This window comes from Dongia sp. P2_B8 (genome assembly GCF_056404715.1).
In genome coordinates this window covers 1,037,958-1,058,565 of record NZ_JBFUDM010000001.1, presented here as the reverse complement: position 1 = coordinate 1,058,565, position 20,608 = coordinate 1,037,958, and the positions used below count along the sequence as shown (strand labels likewise).

Below are 20,608 nucleotides of genomic sequence, written 5' to 3'. Positions count from 1 at the left end.
ATCTGGTCATAGGCCGTGAACGTCGCACCGCCCGTCTCCGCCAGAACCTTCGTGATCGCCGCCGTCAGCGACGTCTTGCCGTGGTCAACGTGGCCAATCGTGCCAACGTTGCAGTGCGGCTTGTTACGCTCAAATTTAGCCTTCGCCATGTCCGTACAATCCTAAAAACCAGAATTGAAATCGTTTCTTTAACTACTTTGCCGTAAACCGGTCACAGACCGATCCACCGCGAAACTTTTGGAGCGGGTGACGGGAATCGAACCCGCGTAGCCAGCTTGGAAGGCTGGAGCTCTACCATTGAGCTACACCCGCCCGCTCACTAGCGAGTTCACACCCGCCAACACCTCGCAACACCGTCCTCGCGCCACCACCCGTAAGCACATGCCAGAACTGGCAAAATGCCTGAAGGGCAGCTTGGTGGAAGGGGTAGGATTCGAACCTACGTAGGCCGAAGCCAACGGGTTTACAGCCCGTCCCCTTTAGCCACTCGGGCACCCTTCCATCGCGCTCGACTCCGCTCAGCGGAGACGCGGACTTATGAGCATTTAACCAACCGTGTCAACTTGAAATCACAGCAAAAACTCCCGTTCGCGCCGATTTCGATTCCGGCCCGAAGGGAGTTAGGGTAAAGCTCTTGTGTCATTCAGATCATAGAGTCCGCCATGTCCCCGCGCAAGCCGCCAAAGACCCCAAAATTCACCTCAGATAAGTCCGAAGGCCGGCGGTCCGGGAATTTCCCAGGAAGTGCGTCCCGAGGAGGTCGGAATCGCGAAGATCAACCGCGCCGCGGTGAAACAAAATTACCGCCTGAACCGTCCGGGAATAACACCGGCGGGCCGGGGGGCTATTGGATCTTTGGCCATCATGCTGTCGAGGAAGCACTTAAGAACCCGAAGCGCCGAATCCATCGCCTGGTCGCCGCCGGCGACGCCGCTGCGGCGTTAGGACGCGGCGCCGGAGCCCCCGCCACCGAGACGGTCGAGCGTGACCTGATCGACAAGCTGGTCGGCCGCGATGTCGTCCATCAGGGCATTGCCGCCCGGGTTTCGCCCCTGCCAGAGACCTATATCGACGAAATCTGCGATCTGGGCCGCGACCGCGAGAACGCCTGCGTGGTGATCCTCGACCAGGTCACAGACCCACACAATGTCGGCGCCATCCTGCGTTCGGCCGCCGCATTTGGCGCGCTGGCGATCATCCTCACGGAGCGCCACGCTGCGCCCGAAAGCGGGATTCTCGCCAAATCCGCTTCCGGCGCTTTGGAACATGTGCCGCTGGTGCGCGTTACCAACCTCGCCCGTGCCATGGAAGAGCTGAAAGCGGCCGGCTTCTGGTGCATCGGCCTCGCCGCGGAAGCCAAGCAGACCCTTTCCAGCATCAAATCGGGTGGTCGCGTGGCGCTTTGCCTCGGTGCCGAAGGTGCCGGCTTGCGCCGCCTGACCCGTGAAAACTGCGATCTGCTCGTGCGCCTGCCGACCGCGGGGCCGATCGATCACCTCAACGTGTCGAACGCCGCTGCGATTTCGCTCTATGAATTAGCGCGCTGACCGACGCCTCTTGTTCAAGGAATTTGGGATGAAGACTTCATGGCTCCTCGCCGTCCTTGTGGCGATGATCGCTGTCGGCCCGGTGCTGACCAAAACGGCACAAGCACAGGCCCCGGATTTCCGCAGCGCCTATTTCAACCGCCTCGACCAGAAGAAGACCGGCGGCTTTACCCTGGCCGATCTGCAGCGCATCTCGGCCAAGGAATTTAAGCGGATCGACGACAACAAGGATGGCGGCCTGTCCCTCGACGAATACATCTTCGGCATCCCCTCATCCCGCCAGGATGCCATCGACTTCTTCACCGCCCGCTTCCATCGTTCCGACTACAATGGCGACGGCAAGGTCGACTTCACCGAAGACCAGGCCTATTGCGTCGACCTCGTCACCGCGGCCGACGCCAACAAGGACGGCATTGTGACCAAGGACGAATTCCTGGCCGCCCTGCAATAGCCCCCTCGCCTCAAGTTTTATTGTCCCGCCCTTGCAGCCCTCGAAGGGCCGGACTATATCATCTGCGCATGCGAGTTATTCTTACTTGCATCAGATCCTAGCCGCCTCCCATCGCGAAAGGTTCCCCCATGGTGACGCCCCGCCTCCGCGCATTGTCCCGCCGACAGTTTGCCGCCGCTTCCCTGGGGACGCTGGCGATGCCGCTGATCGGCCGCGGGATCGGCGCGGCAAGGGCTGATGGTGGCGAGGTCAACATCTACAGCGCCCGGCACTACCCCGCCGACGAGACGCTTTACGGCCTGTTCACACAAGAGACCGGCATCAAGATAAACGTCATCCAAGGCACCGCCGAGGAACTGATGGAGCGGGTCAAGCTGGAAGGCGAGAGTTCACCGGCCGACGTCTTCGTCACGGTCGACGCCGGCAATCTGTGGCGCGCGCAGGAAGCCGGTGTGTTCCAACCAACCAAGTCCGCATTGCTCGATGAGAAGATCCCGGCGCATTACCATGAGCCGGAAGGCCACTGGTTCGGTTTCTCGACCCGCGCCCGTGTCGCCGTCTATGACAAGCGCAAGGTGCAGCCGACGGATCTGAGCACCTATGAAGATCTGGCCGATCCAAAATGGAAGGGCCGCCTCCTCATCCGCTCCTCCAACAACATCTACAACCAGTCCCTGCTAGCTTCGATCATCGAACATGACGGCAAGGAAAAGGCCGAAGCCTGGGCCAAGGGCCTGGTGGCGAACTTTGCGCGCAAGCCCGAAGGTGGTGATATCGATCAGATCAAGGCGCTGGTCGCCGGCGAAGGCGAGGTCGCCATCAGCAATACCTATTACTTCGCCCGCATGTTGTCCGACCCGGACGAGTCAGCGAAGAAAGGCCTGGAAAACCTGGCTGTCTTCTTCCCCAACCAGCAGGATCGCGGCACCCACGTCAACGTCTCGGGCGCCGGTGTCGCGACCTATGCTCCCAATCAGAAGAATGCCATCGCCTATCTCGAATTCATGGCGAAGCCGGAAGCACAGGCCATCTTCTCCGGTGCCAATTTCGAATATCCGGTGGTCGCCGGCTCGAAGGTCTCGGATGTCGTCGCAGCGTGGGGCGATTTCAAACGCGATGAAGTGAATGTAGCGGCCCTCGGCCGCAACAATGCTGAAGCTGTGATGATCATGGACCGCGCGGGCTGGCGCTGAGCCGGAACATCACAACGAAAGACGCCGCCGGCATTACCGGCGGCGTCTTTTCATTTTCTGAACCACGCTGCCAATGCAGCGCAGGCTATCGGACAATGGGATTTAGACCGTGATGTCGAGACGGCGCTCGCCGGTGGTGCTCACCGGATCACGCTCGCCACTCTCTTCGACCACTTCGGTCTTCTTCAGATCGGCTTCTTCGGCGACGCGGTTGTTCTGGCGCTGCACGGCATTGCTGCTGGCAGTCTGACTGGATTGCTGAACGCCGGTAAATCTGGCTGCTTCAACGCCGGCAGCGACGGACCCGATTTGGGTGATGCTCATCGCCCACCCTCCTTGGCAAAGTTATACATGCCCCTAAGATGGGCCCTTCAGCGGCGAGCGCAAGCACTATCGATTACGAATTTAATCGAAGTTTAAGTAATTTCATTGCGCCGCATCCCACGGGCGGTCGTCTCGACGGCGCGGGCCAGATGATTATATGCTGGCGGACTGCCGTTCTTAACCATCGCTTCAGCGAGTGTCCAAACCATGTCCCTTGCGCATGCCAAGCCATTGACGGAATTAACTGAAATAGAGCGGCAGGCATTTTGGCGCGATGGCTGCCTGGTGGTGAAAAATGCCCTGAGTGCCAGCGAACTTGCAGCGCTTCAGACCGAGTTCAACGGATGGGTCGCCGAGAGCCGGGCCCATGAAAAACCCTGGGGTGAAATCTCCGACGGCCGGCCGCGCTTCGATCTTGAGCCCGGTCACACGTCCGCCCACCCTGCCCTGCGGCGGGTAAATTCTCCGACCGAGATCTCGACCAACTATGAGCAGGTCATGGCTGCCAGCCGCATACCGGCCCTGGTCGCCGACCTCATCGGCCCCAACGTCAAATTCCATCACGCCAAGATCAATTCGAAATTGCCGGCTGCCGCCACGCAGGTGAAGTGGCACCAGGATTTCCCCTTCACGCCCCACAGCAATGACGATCTGGTGACGGCGCTCTTCTTCGTCGACGATGTGACACCGGAGAACGGGCCGCTCGAAGTGCTGCCCGGCTCGCACAAGGGCCCGCTCTTTGACCTATGGCATGATGGCCGCTTTACCGGCGCCGTCGAAGCCAAGCTTGAAGCTGAGATGATGGCACGCTCGATCCAATGTGTGGGACCAGCCGGCAGCGTCTGCTTCATGCACACAAGGCTGCTGCACGGATCAGCGCCCAACCGGTCGCAGCAGGCGCGGACGCTCTTCATCTGCGTCTATTCCGCCGAGGATGCCGTTCCGCTCTCGCCCAATCCGCTGCCCAGTTCCCATGAAGGTCGCATCGTGCACGGGGAACGCACTGGGCGCGTGCGTTGCGTGGCCAATGAGCTGCCTTTGCCGCAATTGCCTAAGACGGCCTCTTTCTTTGGGCAGCAAGCCGCCACATATGATGGTTGACACTCAATAACCAGAATTGTGGACATAATGACAAAGCCCGCCACGGACAACATTGTCAGCGACGATCTGCTGCGCCGCATCCTGACCGAGACCAAAATCATCGCGTTGGTCGGTGCCAGTCCCAAGGCGGAACGCCCCAGCCACGGGGTGATGCGTTTCCTCCAGCGCCAGGGCTACCGTGTCATTCCGGTCAATCCAGGGCTGGAAGGCCAGACATTGAATGGCGAGCGGGTCTACGCACGCGTCGCCGACATTCCCGAAGCCAAGTTGGGACAGATCGACATGGTCGACATCTTCCGCAATTCGGAAAGCGCGCTGGAACCGTCGCGCGAGGCGATTGCGGTCGGTGCCAAGACTGTCTGGATGCAGCTCGACGTCATCAATGAAACCGCAGCAGCGGAGGCACGCGCCGCCGGGCTCAATGTGGTGATGGATCATTGCCCGGCGATCGAGATTCCGCGTTTGCAAATCGCACGGCGCGCCTGACGTGTCCCGATAAGATTGCGTTCCTCGCATCCGTCCTGCTGCAAAACTTGGCGCTGGTCACCGATTACGTTATTGTGGCGCCATTCGGGGATGAGTTCTGAGGGAAGTAATGACGCGGGTAACAAGTACCGCCAGTGCCAGCGAGCGGCCGACTGAGGCTGAACTTGGCTGGCTTTCAAAAGGCTTGAAGCAGCCGGGCGGCAAGCTGCCGCTGTTCGATGAATGGGGGCAGAAGATCAATGAGCGCACGATTCGCGCTTGTATCGATCACGGCTGGGCGGAACCCTGGTTTACCAACCCGCTGAAGCCGGATTGGCTGGTCTGCAAATTGACCGACGCCGGCCGCCGCGCCCTGGAGACCAAGCACCACTAATCAGCGCTAGATCGCGTAGGCGGACCGAAGCAAATCGAGATGCAACGGATCGTCAGTGCGGTTGAAGAGGCTGCCATCACGGGCCGCGCCCATTTTGGCGGCTTTGGCGAGCCCCTGCCCGTCTGACAGTTCGACTTGGCTGGCATTCTTGTCGCGCTGCTCGTCTTCTTCACGGCTCACAGGCAGTGCTGCCAAGGTCACCAGCATCAGCGGCGATAGCAGGCTGCCGACTTTGCTGAAACCGTTGGTCTCTTTGGTGGAGGTGCCGCTGGTCGTGGTCGCTGCTGTCCGGAACGCCGCCAGATACGCGGCATTCGGGCTGGCCGGCAATGATGTTCCAGTATCGGCAAGCGCCACCAGCGCAGAACCCGCTGACATTGCAACGTCACTGGATGTTGCACCGGCTGGCGCACCTTCCAGCGATGCGTAGGCTTGCATGTCGGCATTCATCGACGCCGCAAACCGGTCATAGATCTCCGAGGCCGTGCGGGCGCGGCCGGTATCGGTATAGAAGACATCCTGATTGGCTGCCGCAGCCTTGGGGAACATGCTGGCGCCGGTCTTGTCCGGGCTGTCTTCCATGTTGCGCAGGAATTTGAGCGCGCCGCTGATTCCGAGGAAATGCGCCATATAGAGATCAGTGCCGTTGATCTCGCGCCCGAGTTTCTCCTGCAGCTTCGCTTCGTTGTCGGCCGCATGTTCGGCCGCCATCGCCGAAGCGAAGCTGGGGTCGCGCCGCAGCTCCAGAATCTCGTTGCGTGTCTTGGAATCTGTGACTGTAAAATGCCCATCCGAACGCCGGCTGATCTTGTCGGCCAGATCGCCCTCGCCGTACTCGGCGCCATGATTTTTGACCACGCCGAGCCAGGTCTGTTCGACGAATTGATAGAGGCCGGCGGCGGACGAGGTCCTGGCCTGTGCTGCCGGGTCGAAGCTGCTTTCGCGATTGGCCTGGGCCATCAGGTAGGAGAAGTCGATGCCGGTCGACTGACTGGCCTGCCTGATCCCGGCTAGGACGTCAGATCGAATGGCCAGATCCTGGCCGTTGACTGTGCTCAGGGTGACCGGTGGGGTCATGCCAATGCCCTCCCTACCGGCAGCCAGCAAAAGCACGGCCTGGGCGTTGCCGGGGACATCATTGGGCGCGTTTCAACCAAGCATGCCTCTGCGACGGCATTTTTTGCCCGGCTAAATCCTGCGATGGTCCCGATCACGACCATGGAAATGCTGCTTTCCGCCTAAGTAATCGTTGATGAACAGTCCATAATGGCAAGCTATGAGCAATCGGCATGCCAGATACCGGATAGCGGCAAATCGTTGTCCATTTTCGCGGTGTGGATGTACCATTGGCAGATAATTAAGAACTTAATCTCAGAGGCGCCGTGACCCCCGAAGACTTCCACCGCATCGTCTTTGAGAGCGTCGATATCGGCATCTATATGACAGCCGACGCCGGTCGCCTGCTGACTGTCAATAATGCGCTGGCAACCATGATGGGCTTCGGATCGCCGGCAGACATGCTGGCGGAGGAGGACGCAGCCCGCCTTTACGCCGATCCGGCACAGCGCGGCCGGTTGCTGCGGGCGATCGCCAAGACCGGACGTCTGGCCAATGAAGTCAGCGAAATGATCCGGGTCGATGGGCGGCGATTGTGGATCTCGGAATCCGCCTCCATGCACCCGACGACAGACGGCCGGTCGGTCCTGATCGGCACCGTCATCGACATAACCGCTTTGGTTGAATCTCAGCAAGCACTGCGCGGTGCCGAGGAACGCTATCGCAGCCTGTTCGAAAATGCGATCGACGGCACGTATATTTCCAGCCTTGACGGTCGCATGATCAACGCCAACCAGGCGCTGGCCCGCATCAATGGCTACGAGACGCCTGAAGAGTTGATTGAGGCGGTCAACGACATTGCGGTCGAATGGTATGTCGACCCAAAGCGCCGCGCCCAATTTGCCGAACGTGTCGAGCGTGATGGCACGGTTCGCAATTTCGAATCTGAAATATACCGCCATAAGACACGTGAACGGATCTGGATCTCAGAGAATGCGCGCCTTGTGCGCGACGCCATTGGTCAGCCGAAGCACTATGAGGGCACGGTCGAGGACATCACGGAGCGCAAGAGCTTCGAACGGCAGCTGATGATTGCACGGCGCGAGGCGGAAACGTCTAACAGGGCGAAGACGGAATTCTTGGCCAGCATGAGTCATGAATTACGCACGCCGCTCAATGCCATCATGGGCTTTTCCGAGTTGATCGGGCTGATGACGCGCCAGGAATCAGGGGCGAACCGCGTCAATGAATATGCCAACGACATCCATGCCAGCGCCGGCATCCTGTTTCGTCTGATTGAAGAAATCCTCGATTATTCGAAGCTGGAATCAGGCAAGGCGCATATCGAAGAGAACCAGGTGGACTTCGCCGAGATCATCAAGCAATGCATCACCATGGTTTCGGCGCGGGCGCAGAAAGGCGAAATCGATCTCACGACGGCGCTGGCCGCCGACCTTCCTCTCGTCCGCGGCGATTACCGCCGTCTTTTGCAGATCGTGCTCAACCTGCTGACCAACGCCGTCAAGTTCACGCCACCCCAGGGATCGATCACGGTCAAAGCCGGATTGGAACCGGACGGTAGTCTGGCGCTCTCTGTCGCTGACACGGGTATCGGCATCCCGACAAAGGACATCGACCGCGTCTTTGAGCCCTTCGTGCAGGTCAATCGATCAGCATTCCACCAGCGCGAGGGCACCGGTCTGGGCCTCGCCATCTGCCGCAGCCTCATTGAACTGCATCAGGGCCGAATTGAGATTTCCAGCCGCCCGGGCCAGGGCACGACTGTGCGCGTCATGCTGCCGCCAACCCGAATCCTGGGGCGCGCAACGGCGATAAGTCAGCCGGACACATTCCGACAGAATGTGCCGACTGACCGGTAGATGGATTTACTTGCCGTGGGTGCCCCAGGGGCCGGCATAAGGATGCAAGGTATCCGTGCAATAGCCTGCGTTCGTGATCATCCCATTGCCACTGCAATTCGTATCGAAAATACGGCTTTCGGCGCATGCTGTGAGCAACAGCAAGCCCGCCACAAGAATCAGGTGCGAACGCTTAATCATTTAATCCTCCAAAATAGACTTTGACGCCCCCTACTCATCAACCGCGCTGACCGCGCAGATGCCGCCAAGGGCGCCGGCCGTATGATTGGCGAGAACATGGGTAACAACGTGCTTTACTTTGGAAAGTTGCGTCCCGGATGAAATTGTTCGGGGAGCATGGTACAATAGGAATATTTATTGTTGGGTTTTGTTAATTAAGCGTGAGGGATTTGCGGCGATAGTTTAGATTCGTTCCGAGCTAAAGGCGCCGATGGCTGCATGACTGAGATCGATACCGACCTGCCCTTTGATATTCCCGAGCCGCGCTTGCGCTCGCTTTACAGTTATTGGCACAGCAAGATGCATGGCGAAGCTTTGCCGGCGCGGACCGATATCGACCCGCTGGAAATGAAGCAGTGGCTCGGCAATCTGATGCTGATCGAATTCCATGGCGACGTGGAGAGCTACCAGATCCGTTTGGATGGCACCAATCTCGAGCATTATTACGGAACGCGGCGCACGGGGTTCGGCGTAGAGAAGCTGACATCGGACGATGAGCGGGAATTGCTCATGTCACAATACAGCACCGTTCTCCACGACAAGCGCCCGGCCTATTACGAAGCCGACTTCACCAACAGTGATGGTGTCTTCTCGCGGCAGGCCAAACTGATTCTGCCGCTCTCGGCGGACAAGGAACGGGTCGACATGGTTCTGGTCGGCATTTACTTCCGCGCCACGGACCAGTCAGACTCTCTCTAAGCTCTAAGGGCCGGTCACGTCCGAGATCGACCGCAAGGTCACCCCCCAGAAGCAACCTCAGGGCTAACCTCTGGCAATGTAGTCGCGCAGTGACTCGGCTTCGCGCTCCGCGTCCTCGACCCGCCGCTTCACCACGTCGCCGATCGAAATCATGCCGATGATGCGTCCATTGCTGCGCACCGGCAGATGCCGGAAGCGCCGCTTTGTCATGACGGCCATTGTGCTCTCCACCGAATCCTCTGGCGCGCAGCACAGAACGGTGGTCGTCATCATGGTACTGACTTGGCGCATAAGCACGGTTGCACCTTCGCGGGCAATTTGGCGGACGATATCGCGTTCCGACACGATGCCGATCATCTCGCCTTTTGTATCGAGGACAGGAACAGCGCCGATATTCTCGCGTGTCAAGATTCCGGCCACATCGTTCAGGCTGTCAGTCTCTTTGACAGAAATGAGCCGATCCGGCTTTTGCTTGAGGATGCTCGCAACAGTCATCGCAGCCACCTCTTTTCTGCGGCTGATTTGTCAGCCGTCAGCTCAGAGCGTAGCGCGCTTTCTGACTAACGCAATGTTTTTGCAGTTGCGAAGAGATGTGATTGAGAGACTGTCGTGCGAAAAGCCAGCAAACTCAGGTGTTTCTCACCGTGCGGCCAGCACCCTGCTCATCATCCGACTCCTCGTCGGACTCGCCATCCGGGTCGGCATCTTCGGCCCCGTCTTCGCCAGCATCCCCGTCTTCCCCAGCGTCCCCGTCTTCCCCATCGTCGTCTTCGTCGAGGTCATCGTCCTCGTCACCGGAATCATCTTCATCAGAATCATCCGTCCCCGACTCATCGCCGGTATCGGTCGTCTCTTCTGCGGGGGCAAAGATGCCGGCAGCAGCTTCCTCTTCAACCCGCGCCAGCAGCTCGGCTTCATATGCGTCGTCCGCCACAGCCTCGCCTTCGGGGTTAAGCTTGGCAACAGTGGCGCCTTCTTCATCGAGTTCCAAAGCCGGTTCACCGCGCAACTCGATCGCAGCAGCAGCCTCGTCCTCTTCGCTGCCGTCGCCGCGCAGCATCTGGCTGGCAGAGCCACCCTGGGTGCCAAGCGTCGAGATAGCCGAGCGCGCATCGAGGAGGCCCGAGGCCCGCAATTCCTCGACGCCGGGCAACGCCTCGCAGCTCTCCAGGCCAAAATGTTCCAGGAAGCCCGTCGTGGTCCCCCAGGTGACCGGCCGGCCAGGTGTCTCGCGGCGCCCCTTCGGCTTGATCCAATCCGCTTCAAGGAGCGAATCCAGGGTGCCTTTGGAGATCGCCACGCCGCGGATCTCTTCGATCTCGGCGCGGGTGACGGGCTGGTGATAGGCGATGATGGCAAGCGTCTCGACCGCGGCACGGGTCAGTTTGCGCACGACCTTGCGTTCGATCGACATGCGGTGCGAGAGGTCGGGCGAGGTGCGGAACGCCCAACGGTCCTCGAATTGCATCAGCATCACGCCCCGGTTGGCGTAATGCTCTTTGAGCTCCGAGAGCAGACCCTTGACGTCGGCATCTTCCGGCAAGCGATGCGCCAGGACCTTTTCGGTCAAGGGCTCGGCGGCTGCGAACAGCACGGCTTCCAGGAACCGCAGGGTTTCGAATCTCTCTTCACTCATGATTGGTCACTTCACTCGCAGGGGCGTCCAGGCGCGGGTCGGCCCGCTTCATGTAGATCGGGCCGAACAGCCCGTCCTGGCGCAAATTGATGATGCCCGATCGCGCCAGCTCCAAAGAGGCGGCGAAGGTCGCCGCCACGGCGGCCCGGCGCTGCAGGGGCTGGCGCAGGCCTTCCGGCAGGAAGTTCTGCAGGATGGTCCAGTCCAGCGTGCGGCCGATAATGTCGCCGATGCGCTTCAGGGCATCGTCCATAGAAAACAGGTTAAGCGGTTGAATTTGCAGCATTCCATCCCGCTTGCGGCCAGGATGCGTGCCATAGGCCTTCAAGAGCTCATAAAGCGACAGCTCGAAGACCGGGATATCCACCACCTTCAACGGCTCGGGGGCACCACGCAAGAAAGTGTCCCGGCCAAGCTGCGGCAGGTTGAGCATCGCCTGCCCCGCCTTCTGCATCGCCTCCAGGCGCTGCAGCTGGAAGGCCAGGGCAGCTGCCAGCTCGACGCCGGTGGGCTCGCCATCGGCCGGCGGCTCCGGCAGCAACAGGCGTGACTTCAGGTAAGCCAGCCACGCCGCCATGACCAGATAATCGGCAGCCAGTTCCAGGCGCAGCTTACGGGCATGGTTGATGAACGACAGATATTGGTCGGCCAGTTCCAGGATCGAGATCTTCTTCAGATCGACCTTCTGGTCCCGCGCAAGCGCCAGCAGGATGTCGATCGGCCCTTCATAGCCATCGAGGTCCAGCCGCAGCTCGGCATCGTCATTGGCCGCCACCGGCTGCTCAGCCTCGCCGGCAGCGTCCGCCATCGGCTCGTCCGCAGGCGCACCTGTCTCATCGGGGACAATTGGTGTCTCCGGCGCTTCCGTATCGTCGTCGGCGATCCAAGACGCCATCAGCTATTCAGCCCCGCTAGGTTTGCAACAAGTCGCACGAGATAGTCGGAAGCCGGCCCCAAAATCCAGCCCAAAATATTGAGGTTCATGCCGAATTGCCGGCCGACATAGGGTAGCAGGATGATCAGCCCCAGCAGAATCGGCRTGCCATACCGCTCCGTCCGGTAGTAGGGGCGCGCCAGGGACGGCGGCAGCAATCCGGCCAGCACCCGCCCGCCATCGAGCGGCAGCAAAGGCAGCATGTTAAAGACGGCCACATGGAGCAGCAGCGCCGAGATGATCGCCAGCGCCAGGTTCGTGCCCGGGCCAGCGGCCGCCACCAGCATGGTGTCGCGGCGGAAATTCTTCAGACGCCGAAAATTGACCGGAACAGGCTTTGCATAGCCGAACATGAACGGGGCATGGAAGAAGAACAGCGCCGCCGGCAGCAGGACAGTGCCAATCGGGTCGACATGCTTCAGCGGGTTCATCGTCACCCGGCCCTGCAGATAGGCGGTATCGTCGCCCAGCTTCCAGGCAGCAAAGCCGTGCGCTGCTTCATGCAGGGTAATGGCGAGCAACACAGGCAGAATCCATGTGGAGGCCACCTGGATCATGCTGCCGAAATCGGCTTCGTTCACAATGAAACTCCTAGAATGAGCGGTCCCGCCGATATGGGCATCAGCCCGCGTCAGATCCAGGCTAATCGTTGAATATCAAGCCATTAAGCTGGAGAGTTCTTCCGCGAGGTCAGCCCGGTCGAAGTCCGGGTCAGCGTTCAACCGCCGCTGCCCCTGTTCATATCGGGCGAGTCCGACCGCTGACAAGGGCTTTGCCCCACGGACCACCCGCTCCATCTCAGCCATATCGCCATTGCAGTGGAGGACTACGTCGCAGCCGGCTTCCAGGCTGGCCTGCGCCAACTCATCGAGCCCGCCCTTGAGCGCCTTCATGGAAAGGTCGTCCGAGAGCAGCAGGCCGGCGAAGCCGATCTCGCCGCGGATCACCTCGGCGATCACTGTGGGGCTGAGCGTCGCCGGCAGGTTGGCATCCAAACTTGTATAGACAATGTGCGCAGTCATCGCCCAGGGGATGTCGTTAAGTGCCCGGAAAGGCACGAAATCCGTTTCCGCCAAAATATCGAAATCCGTGTCCACACGCGGCAGGTCGAAATGGCTGTCGACCGATGATCTGCCATGCCCCGGGATGTGCTTGATGATCGGCATGACGCCGCCAGCCATCAGCCCTTCCGCCGCCGCGCGGCCAAGATCGGCCACCAGATAGGGATCAGTGCCATAGGCGCGGTCACCAATGATATCGTGGGCCCCTACCGCACGCACATCCACCAAAGGCGCACAATCGACATTTAGCCCAAGTTCCCGGAGCTCGCCGGCCATCAGTTCGTGGTTGAGGCGGACTGCCTGCGCCGCCCGCGCCCGGTCCTGGGTGGCGATCAGGCCGAACCGGTCAGCAGCCGGCGGGTGCCGCCAATGGGGGGCCTTCAGCCGCGCGACGCGCCCACCTTCCTGGTCCACCAGGATCGGTGCATCGGGCCGGCCGATTGAGGCGCGCAAATCCGCCGTCAGCTTCTTGACCTGCGCCGGCTCCACCAGATTGCGGGCGAAGACGATGAAGCCCAGCGGATCATGCGCCTTAAAGAAGGCCGCCTCCGCCGCCGACAGCTCAGGACCGGCGCAGCCCAAAATCGCTGCCAAAGGCATGAAACTCTCCCCGATGTACCGCTTTAATTAGCGACGATACACGCCTGATTTTCTTGTTTTAATTTGGCACAAACCTGCTTGGCGCTGGCCTTGTCCTGCAACGGCCCTGCCTGGATCCGATAGAATGTCTCGTTAGCCGATTTGTTGAATTTTTCAACATGAAGCGTGAGGGCGCCGAGGACATCGGGATGTGCCTTCTGGATGCGCGCCCATTCCTTCTGGGCAGCCGCTTCAGTCTTGACCGCCGCCAGCTGGACACGCGCCGATCCACCAGCAGCAGGTTGAACGGATGCTGTCTGTGCTGGCGCCGCTTCAGTGGCAGGTGCCGCCGGTTCGGCTGGCGCTTCAGATGTAGCCGCAGGTGCTGCGTCCGTGCTGGCGGCCGGTGCCGTGTCGGTGCTGGCCGCAGGTGCGGCTGAAGCATCGGCCGTCGGTTCGGTCGGCGCAGGCACCGCTGGGATGGCGTCAACCGCAGGTGCCGGCACGGATGGGATGACATTGCCGGTATCGCTGGTTGCCGTCGTCGCATCCGGACTGGGGGCTGCGACGGCGGGCGCCGGTTCCGGCACCACTGGCGGGGTGGCCGGTTGCTCGGGCGCCGGCAAAACGGTCTCACCCTGCGTGGGGGCGGTCGAGTTCTCGCCGTTCAGAATGGCGACATCCTGGTTGGGGACCTCAAGGCCGCCTTCGTCGGCTGGCTTCACCTTTTCCGGAGCGCTGTCGGCAGTGATCACCGGCACCGGCTGGTTGCCGGAATCGCCACCGCTCAGCAGCCAGAAGGCGCCAAGAGCAATGACCAGGACGCCGCCGGCCAGCAGCCGATTGCGCAGCCGGCGTCGGCGATGAGCTGCTTCGGCATCCGCATCCGGCAGGTCGGCCAAAGGCGGCGGCGTGGTGCCGATGCCGGAAAGAAGGTCCGGCTGGTCGGCAGGCTTGAGGCCCGTCATGCGCGCAAACGGCGTCTCGGCGCCCCCTTCACTGCCGCCATTCTGATTGAGTGCCATGCTGGGATCGGGCGCCTCCAAGCCGGGACCAATCTCAAATAGAGCTTCTGGCGAGGTCAGGATCGGATCGGCAGCGCGACCGGTCTGATTGGGGGCCGTCGCATTGGGAATCGGCACAAACGGCGGTTGCTGCGATCCGGTAGGTGGTGTTGGCGCCAGCTCACCCCGCAGGCGGCTGAGGGCAGCCGCAACATTGGCCTGTATCTGATCTGGGCGGGGTGGTTCCGTCGTCATCTAACGCTATCCTTGACGCCATATCTTGGCCGACGGCGAAACGCCGCCGCAAGGCTGAATCAAACCAGTTCCAAGCCGAGTCGGTCAAGACAAAGCCCTGTGATGAGCTGGGTTAAAGCCAAGATTCGCTTAGGATTTTTCTGAAACAACCGGGTCGGGACCGAGCAGCCTGACATGGGCTTCCAGGGCAAATTTGTCGGTCATGCCGGCGATATAGTCCGCCACCACCCGCGCCTGCTGCCAGCGGTCGGCGTGGCCGGCCTCCTTCGACCATTCCGGTGGCAGCAAATCCGGCTGATCGAGATGCAGCCGAAAGAGGTCCGTCACCACTTCCTTGGCATGGGCCATGGTGCGGTTGATGCGGTCGTGCCGGTACATGCGCTGAAACAGGAACTTCTTGAGGCCGATATCATGGCCACGCATCTCCGCCGAAAAAGCGATGATAGGTTCGTCGCGATTGCGGACATCGGCCGGAACCCGCAGGTCGGCAGCAGCAATCCGACGCTGACTTTCCGCAAGCACATCGCTCACCATGACATTGATCATGCGGCGCACCGCTTCATGGATGAGGCGCGTCGTCTCCAGGCCGGGATAGAGCTTGGCCACATCGGCAAAGACCGGTCCGGCCAAGGGCACATCCTTCAGATCCTCGACGGCAAAGAGCCCGGCCCTGAGCCCGTCATCGATATCGTGGTTGTTGTAGGCGATGTCGTCAGCCAGCGCGGCAACTTGGGCCTCGGCACTTGCGAAGCCATCCAATTCCAGCGGCCATTGCTTGTCGAAATCGGCGATGGTCTGCGGAACACCATGGGCAAGACTGCGCGCCCCTGCCCGACTGCCCTTCAACGGCCCATTATGCTTGACGATGCCTTCCAGCATTTCCCAGGTGAGGTTCAAGCCATCGAACTGGGCATAGCGCCGCTCGAGCGAGGTCAGCACCCGGAACGTCTGTTCATTGTGATCGAACAGTCCGCCGAGTTCGACCAGGCAAGCATTGAGCGCCTCTTCGCCGGCATGGCCGAAGGGCGGATGGCCGAGATCGTGGGCCAGTGCCAAGGCTTCGGCCAGATCCTCGTTGAGCCCGAGGACGCGGGCGATGGTGCGGGCGATCTGCGCCACTTCCAGACTGTGGGTGAGCCGGGTCCGGTAATGGTCGCCTTCGTGATACACAAAGACCTGGGTCTTGTGCTTCAGACGCCGGAAGGCGGCCGAGTGGACCACCCGGTCGCGGTCGCGCTGATAAACCGAGCGCATGGGGCTTTCGGCCTCGGCGATGAGCCGGCCGCGACTCTGATCCGGGTCTGAGGCGTAAGAGGCAGTATGCATGCGGCGACCGTATCAGGCGTGTTCCGGCCAAGCCACTAGGATTGGATGCGGCCGTCCCGGACCGGCCGTGGCCCTTGTTCGTCCAAGGAAATTTGCCAATCGGACGGAAAAACACAATTGGTGTAAGGGCATAGATGACAGCCATGCGCTTCCGGCGTTTGACTTTCCGGCATAACGCCCTAAATACTGCCCTAACGACTTAAACCAGCCGAAGTGACGTCCATGGGCAATATGATCGACGCGCCGCAWCAGGTGACTGTCAGCGAGAATGCCGCCAAGCGGATCGCCACCCTCATCCAGATGGAGGGCGATGCCGATTTGATGCTGCGCCTGTCTGTGTCGGGCGGTGGCTGCTCGGGCTTTCAATATGGCTTCTCGTTCGACAAATCCCAGCAGCAGGACGATCGGATCTTCGAGCGCAATGGCGTGAAGGTCGTGATCGACGATACCTCGCTTGAATTGCTGGCCGGCGCCGAGATCGACTTCGTCGAAGACCTCGTCGGCGCCTCGTTCCAGATCAAGAATCCGAACGCCTCATCGAGCTGCGGCTGCGGCAATTCCTTCTCCGTCTGATCCCGATTAGCTCCCTGTGAAGATCGCGACCTTCAACGTCAACTCGCTGCGTGCGCGCATCGCGAATGTGTTGGAGTGGTTACGCGACGAAAAGCCGGACGTTGCCTTGCTGCAGGAAATCAAATGCAGCGACACTGAGTTCCCGCGGCTCGAGATCGAAGCGCTCGGCTATCACGCAGCGGTGCTCGGGCAAAAGAGCTATAACGGCGTCGCCATCCTGTCGCGGACACCTCTCACCGTGGAACATAAGGGTTTGCCGGGTGACGAGACCGATGAACAGGCGCGCTACATTCAAGCAATCGTCGACGTGCCGGATGGCAAGCGCTGGAAGAAAGTGCGTGTCGCCACCATCTACCTGCCCAACGGCAATCCGGTCGAGAGCGAGAAATATCCCTATAAGCTGGCCTGGATGGAGCGACTGCGCCATCACGCCGCTGAACTATTGAAGCTCGAAGAGCCCACCGTGCTGGGCGGCGATTATAACGTCATCCCGACCGACAAGGATGTCTACGATCCGATCGGCTGGGCGGGCGACGCGCTGGCCCTGCCCCAGACCCGCGCCAAGTTCCGCGAAATCCTCAATCTCGGCTACACCGAGGCCTTCAAACTGCTGCACCCCGAAGGCCATCGCTATACCTTCTGGGATTATCAGGCCGGTGCTTGGCAGCGCGATCATGGCCTACGCATCGATCATCTGCTGCTTTCGCCGCAAGCTGCCGACTGCCTGGAAGCGTGCGACATCGACAAGAAGCCGCGCGCCAAAGACAAACCCAGCGACCACACGCCGATCTGGTGCGAACTGACGCTGTAGGCGCTTCTGTCGGGAACGGGATATCACCGTCATGGTCGGCGAAGGTCGACCATCTCCGAATTTCCAGCCGTCACCACGACGAGCGAGGATGTGGCCCTGGTATCATTCCATTTAAATCGTCATCCCCGGGCTTGACCCGGGGATCAGGTGCGACGAGATGCGCTGTTCATCGGTTGCTCGCAGATCCCCGGATCAAGTCCGGGGATGACGCATCTTGTTAGGACAGATTGGATGTGCCGGTGATGCCGAAACGATGTGTTAGAACTCCGTCACCAGCTGCGAGACGCGTTCGTGGTCGGCGGGGAAATCGACTTCGCCCCAGAGTTTGCCTTCGATGCTGCAGGTTTCGACCTGGTGATGTTCGGCGATCTGGCCAATGGCGCGGAGGTACCACCACTTCACGCCTTCCGGCGTGTACATCAGCGTGTCCAGCGTGTCGGTGAAGAGCTTGGGGCCGTCGCCGCGAAACAGCAGCATGCCGATCGATTCACCGTTGGTGCGGTCGGCTGCCAAAGTCTTACCGATCTCAAGCAGGCGCGTACCCTTGAGATGCACCTTCATATCGTCGGAATCGTAGGATTCTTTCTTGTCGATGGTGACGGTGATCGGCGCCTTGGGGCTCGCCATCAAAGTCTGGAAGATCGTCGGTTCAATGACGGTGTCGCCATTGAGGATGACGAAATCGCCCTGCATTTCATGACGCGCCATCCAGCAGCTCGCGAGATTGTCGGCGAGTTTGTAGAACGGGTTGTAGATGGTGCGGATCTTGAGTTTCGGGCTTTCCAGCTTTTTGAGGAGCGCCACGACATCCTGCGCATGGTAGCCGACCACAACCGCGATCTCGTCGACGCCGCCCTGGGTCAGCGCCCAGATCTGCCATTCGATCAGCGTCTTGTCGCCCAACTGGAGGAGGCATTTCGGGCGGCCTTCGGTCAATGGCAACAGACGCGAACCCTGGCCCGCGCTCAAAATGACGGCCTTCATGGAAACTCCGATGGCTAGCTGTGCCCGTACCGGTCGCCCGGGCATCTGGATGGCGCCGGAGAATCGTGAATGTCAGGGCCGCTGTCAACCCCCGCGACCCCTGGATGTGACAATTCGCTGCGCCAAAAAGGACTGCCGAATCAGGCCCTTGAGGATATTGCAGCGGATGAAGAAAGCTGTTTGCAGCCGGCCGAACCTTCTGCTATATGCTGGCCCAACGCGCCGGGCTGTGAGGTTCAGGCAGTGTTATTCCTCGATAGCTCAGCTGGTAGAGCGTCGGACTGTTAATCCGCAGGTCGCTGGTTCGAGTCCAGCTCGAGGAGCCAATTCGGAACGAAGCTGCGAAAGCGCATCGGTCCACACGAAAGACGCCCCCGGCCGCGCATAGCGTCCGGGGGTGTTTTGTTTCGGCGGTTGGCGTTGCAAGCGGTCGTCGGGGGGGGGAACCAGTCGAGCCCCGCTCAGTTCAGGAAGCTGCGATCCAGGCCCATCTGTTCAACGAACGGCCTCTCCTGCGCTACCGCCCGCTGAAAAATCTCCAGATCAACAATGCCTGCCAGATAGCGTGACAGTTTCGGATAGTTGTCCGCTGGAATCGAAAGGCCGAGATAGCGGTAGGTCAGCAGATTCGAGGCCACCGCCAGATCCGCTAGCGTCAACGAAGAGCCGACAAGAAAGGCACCCTCGATCTGTGCTTCCAGATAGCTGAAGATCTTCGGCCGCACCTCGTTCAAGACCGTGTCGACGAGCGCCTGGTCGGTCGCGACCTTCTTGATACGGGGCGCCACCACTATCTGGTGAAATAGCGGGCGCACGACGTCCCGGAACATGGTCCCGCCAGCATAGGCATCGAACCACAGAGCTCGACCGCAACGTTGGGGGTCCGCCGGCAGGATCGGCGCCGACGGATGCTTGCGCTCAAGATAGAGGCAAATCGCCGTTGAGTCGGCCAGGGTGAATTCGCCGTCCTGCATTGCCGGAATGAGCCCGGTCGGACTGAGCGTATGCCAATTGGCCGGCGGATTGTCGGGAATGACCGGAATCACGGCCTCGAATTTGTGATCGAGACCCTTATGCATCGCGGTGACAAGTGTCTTGCGCGTATGCACCGACAGGGGCACACCATAGATCGTCAGCATGTCGTCTCCTTGTGAAATCACGGAAAAATGCGCGAGCGCGACCTCACAGGCGCGCCGTGTCGCGCCCGGTTGGATGATCAAATTGTGTTGGGGAGTTACGCGGCCGGTCGAACCGGAAACTGGATCTCGACCAAGGCACCCTCGAACCCGGGCGGCCCCGTCACGGACTCCAGAAACACTTCACGGCAGGGTCCGGCGATCTCGAAATGATTGGCCTCTATCCATGTGCCGATCGCACTGAAGGAGGTGTGGCTCTGGGCGTTCGTTCCCTGGCGAACGATCGTCGCCATCATGTCCACCGCCGGCAATTCGCCCGCCCGCAGCACAAGATCACCGCCGACCCTGACGTTGGCGTTCGTTGGGCGGGTCAGCGAATAGCCAATCTCCAGATCGAGCAGATCCGCGTCGTTCTCGCTTCGCGATACCACAATAAGCTTGTCGCGCAAGGCGGGCCGGATCTGCCTGGCGCCATCCTCGGCAACGCACCGTACCATCCGCACGGCCTCATCCATGCCGTTGCAGCTGTATCGCACCGACAGGAATGGGATCGCAGAGACGGATTTGGTCACGACGTCATATCCGTCGATACCACCGTCCTTGTCGATTTGGGCGATCCGCGATTCGATATGTCGCAGGCGATTCTCATCTTCGCGCAGGGCTCTCTCGACCTCGGCCCGCTTCAGGGTGAGCATGCCGCGCAGCGCCGATGGTGAAATATCGTCCTTCAGCAGCGGCCCGATCTGCTCCAGAGACAGACCCAGTTCCTTGAGCGCCAAGATACTGTTGAGCCGCGGCAACTGCCGAATGCTGTAGTATCGGTAGCCGGTCTGGTCGTCAATATGCGCCGGTTGCAATAGCCCAAGCTGGTCATAGAACCGGAGCTGCCGGCTCGACACCTGGGCGATCTGCGCGAATTCACCGATCCGAAACATTTCCTCTCTCCCGCTTGAAACCCTGCCTCATCCGGGCATCGGCCC

24 protein-coding genes and 3 tRNA genes are annotated in these 20,608 nt (G+C 60.6%); 11 read left to right on the top strand and 16 right to left on the bottom strand.

Translation table 11 applies throughout. The annotated features are described in order from the left end of the window. The 3 genes from AC1DWZ_RS04890 to AC1DWZ_RS04880 form a co-directional block, all read right to left on the bottom strand. Positions 1-149: GTP-binding protein (locus AC1DWZ_RS04890; protein ID WP_368413296.1), on the bottom strand; the 149-nt coding region annotated here is incomplete at its 3' end. Between the two features lie 89 nt (positions 150-238). Next, a tRNA-Gly gene (locus AC1DWZ_RS04885) sits at positions 239-312 on the bottom strand. 103 nt (positions 313-415) lie between these two features. Beyond that, positions 416-501, bottom strand: a tRNA-Tyr gene (locus AC1DWZ_RS04880). Positions 502-662: 161 nt separating this feature from the next. On the opposite strand from AC1DWZ_RS04880, the gene rlmB reads away from it, so the two are divergent. The 3 genes from rlmB to AC1DWZ_RS04865 all read left to right on the top strand — a co-directional run bounded on the left by rlmB (position 663) and on the right by AC1DWZ_RS04865 (position 3,191). After that, on the top strand, positions 663-1,547 hold the full coding sequence (gene rlmB / locus AC1DWZ_RS04875; protein WP_477167732.1) for a 23S rRNA (guanosine(2251)-2'-O)-methyltransferase RlmB: 885 nt from the start codon (positions 663-665) through the stop codon (positions 1,545-1,547). Positions 1,548-1,575: 28 nt separating this feature from the next. Continuing rightward, entirely contained in the window at positions 1,576-1,998 is a 423-nt protein-coding gene (locus AC1DWZ_RS04870) for an EF-hand domain-containing protein (protein WP_477167731.1), read from the top strand. A 128-nt stretch (positions 1,999-2,126) separates the two neighbouring features. Next, the gene (locus tag AC1DWZ_RS04865; RefSeq protein ID WP_477167730.1) at positions 2,127-3,191 is read left to right on the top strand and encodes a Fe(3+) ABC transporter substrate-binding protein; all 1,065 of its coding nucleotides are present in this window, start codon (positions 2,127-2,129) and stop codon (positions 3,189-3,191) included. Positions 3,192-3,293: 102 nt separating this feature from the next. Here the strand turns inward: AC1DWZ_RS04865 and AC1DWZ_RS04860 are convergent, their stop codons facing one another. Next, a complete protein-coding gene (locus AC1DWZ_RS04860) occupies positions 3,294-3,515 on the bottom strand; it encodes a hypothetical protein (RefSeq protein ID WP_477167729.1) in 222 nt (73 codons plus the stop codon). A 207-nt stretch (positions 3,516-3,722) separates the two neighbouring features. Here AC1DWZ_RS04860 and AC1DWZ_RS04855 point away from each other — a divergent pair, with 207 nt between their 5' ends. The 3 genes from AC1DWZ_RS04855 to AC1DWZ_RS04845 all read left to right on the top strand — a co-directional run bounded on the left by AC1DWZ_RS04855 (position 3,723) and on the right by AC1DWZ_RS04845 (position 5,475). Then, a complete protein-coding gene (locus AC1DWZ_RS04855) occupies positions 3,723-4,616 on the top strand; it encodes a phytanoyl-CoA dioxygenase family protein (protein WP_477167728.1) in 894 nt (297 codons plus the stop codon). Positions 4,617-4,643: 27 nt separating this feature from the next. Next, a complete protein-coding gene (locus AC1DWZ_RS04850) occupies positions 4,644-5,102 on the top strand; it encodes a CoA-binding protein (RefSeq protein WP_477167727.1) in 459 nt (152 codons plus the stop codon). 109 nt (positions 5,103-5,211) lie between these two features. Then, positions 5,212-5,475 carry a hypothetical protein gene (locus AC1DWZ_RS04845; RefSeq protein ID WP_477167726.1) on the top strand — a complete coding sequence of 88 codons (264 nt, stop codon included), beginning with the start codon at positions 5,212-5,214 and terminating at the stop codon, positions 5,473-5,475. Positions 5,476-5,481: 6 nt separating this feature from the next. Here the strand turns inward: AC1DWZ_RS04845 and AC1DWZ_RS04840 are convergent, their stop codons facing one another. Next, positions 5,482-6,552, bottom strand: coding sequence for a transglycosylase SLT domain-containing protein (locus tag AC1DWZ_RS04840; RefSeq protein WP_477167725.1), 1,071 nt, complete (start codon positions 6,550-6,552; stop codon positions 5,482-5,484). A gap of 305 nt (positions 6,553-6,857) precedes the next feature. Here AC1DWZ_RS04840 and AC1DWZ_RS04835 point away from each other — a divergent pair, with 305 nt between their 5' ends. Next, positions 6,858-8,411: a PAS domain-containing sensor histidine kinase gene (locus AC1DWZ_RS04835; protein ID WP_477167724.1), complete on the top strand. Its 1,554-nt coding sequence runs from the start codon at positions 6,858-6,860 to the stop codon at positions 8,409-8,411. Between the two features lie 6 nt (positions 8,412-8,417). On the opposite strand, the gene AC1DWZ_RS04830 is transcribed toward AC1DWZ_RS04835, so the two are convergent. Then, positions 8,418-8,591 (bottom strand): hypothetical protein, encoded by a 174-nt coding sequence (locus AC1DWZ_RS04830; protein WP_477167723.1) that lies wholly within the window; start codon positions 8,589-8,591, stop codon positions 8,418-8,420. A 258-nt stretch (positions 8,592-8,849) separates the two neighbouring features. Here AC1DWZ_RS04830 and AC1DWZ_RS04825 point away from each other — a divergent pair, with 258 nt between their 5' ends. After that, positions 8,850-9,329, top strand: coding sequence for a PAS domain-containing protein (locus tag AC1DWZ_RS04825; protein ID WP_477167722.1), 480 nt, complete (start codon positions 8,850-8,852; stop codon positions 9,327-9,329). A gap of 63 nt (positions 9,330-9,392) precedes the next feature. Here AC1DWZ_RS04825 and AC1DWZ_RS04820 read toward each other — a convergent pair whose 3' ends face one another. The 7 genes from AC1DWZ_RS04820 to AC1DWZ_RS04790 all read right to left on the bottom strand — a co-directional run bounded on the left by AC1DWZ_RS04820 (position 9,393) and on the right by AC1DWZ_RS04790 (position 16,124). After that, entirely contained in the window at positions 9,393-9,824 is a 432-nt protein-coding gene (locus tag AC1DWZ_RS04820) for a CBS domain-containing protein (RefSeq protein ID WP_477167748.1), read from the bottom strand. 133 nt (positions 9,825-9,957) lie between these two features. Then, a complete protein-coding gene (scpB, locus tag AC1DWZ_RS04815) occupies positions 9,958-10,965 on the bottom strand; it encodes an SMC-Scp complex subunit ScpB (protein WP_477167721.1) in 1,008 nt (335 codons plus the stop codon). Next, positions 10,958-11,860, bottom strand: a complete 903-nt coding sequence (locus tag AC1DWZ_RS04810) for a segregation and condensation protein A (RefSeq protein ID WP_477167720.1) — start codon at positions 11,858-11,860, stop codon at positions 10,958-10,960. Before AC1DWZ_RS04810 ends, scpB begins: the two co-directional genes overlap by 8 nt. Further along, on the bottom strand, positions 11,860-12,480 hold the full coding sequence (locus AC1DWZ_RS04805) for a site-2 protease family protein (RefSeq protein ID WP_477167719.1): 621 nt from the start codon (positions 12,478-12,480) through the stop codon (positions 11,860-11,862). Before AC1DWZ_RS04805 ends, AC1DWZ_RS04810 begins: the two co-directional genes overlap by 1 nt. A gap of 75 nt (positions 12,481-12,555) precedes the next feature. Further along, positions 12,556-13,560, bottom strand: coding sequence for a beta-N-acetylhexosaminidase (gene nagZ / locus AC1DWZ_RS04800; RefSeq protein WP_477167718.1), 1,005 nt, complete (start codon positions 13,558-13,560; stop codon positions 12,556-12,558). Between the two features lie 23 nt (positions 13,561-13,583). Further along, positions 13,584-14,798: an SPOR domain-containing protein gene (locus tag AC1DWZ_RS04795; RefSeq protein ID WP_477167717.1), complete on the bottom strand. Its 1,215-nt coding sequence runs from the start codon at positions 14,796-14,798 to the stop codon at positions 13,584-13,586. Between the two features lie 129 nt (positions 14,799-14,927). Next, entirely contained in the window at positions 14,928-16,124 is a 1,197-nt protein-coding gene (locus AC1DWZ_RS04790; protein ID WP_477167716.1) for a deoxyguanosinetriphosphate triphosphohydrolase, read from the bottom strand. 231 nt (positions 16,125-16,355) lie between these two features. On the opposite strand from AC1DWZ_RS04790, the gene erpA reads away from it, so the two are divergent. After that, positions 16,356-16,697, top strand: a complete 342-nt coding sequence (gene erpA, locus AC1DWZ_RS04785) for an iron-sulfur cluster insertion protein ErpA (protein WP_477167747.1) — start codon at positions 16,356-16,358, stop codon at positions 16,695-16,697. A 16-nt stretch (positions 16,698-16,713) separates the two neighbouring features. After that, positions 16,714-17,508, top strand: coding sequence for an exodeoxyribonuclease III (xth, locus tag AC1DWZ_RS04780; RefSeq protein WP_477167715.1), 795 nt, complete (start codon positions 16,714-16,716; stop codon positions 17,506-17,508). A gap of 258 nt (positions 17,509-17,766) precedes the next feature. Here xth and AC1DWZ_RS04775 read toward each other — a convergent pair whose 3' ends face one another. After that, positions 17,767-18,492, bottom strand: a complete 726-nt coding sequence (locus tag AC1DWZ_RS04775; protein WP_477167714.1) for a phosphocholine cytidylyltransferase family protein — start codon at positions 18,490-18,492, stop codon at positions 17,767-17,769. Between the two features lie 250 nt (positions 18,493-18,742). Here AC1DWZ_RS04775 and AC1DWZ_RS04770 point away from each other — a divergent pair. Further along, positions 18,743-18,818: transfer RNA gene (locus tag AC1DWZ_RS04770), tRNA-Asn, on the top strand. Between the two features lie 135 nt (positions 18,819-18,953). Here AC1DWZ_RS04770 and AC1DWZ_RS04765 read toward each other — a convergent pair. Continuing rightward, on the bottom strand, positions 18,954-19,631 hold the full coding sequence (locus AC1DWZ_RS04765) for a glutathione S-transferase family protein (RefSeq protein WP_477167713.1): 678 nt from the start codon (positions 19,629-19,631) through the stop codon (positions 18,954-18,956). Positions 19,632-19,726: 95 nt separating this feature from the next. Further along, complete coding sequence (locus AC1DWZ_RS04760) at positions 19,727-20,563, bottom strand: MerR family transcriptional regulator (protein WP_477167712.1); 837 nt, start codon at positions 20,561-20,563, stop codon at positions 19,727-19,729. Between the last annotated feature and the right edge of the window lie 45 nt (positions 20,564-20,608).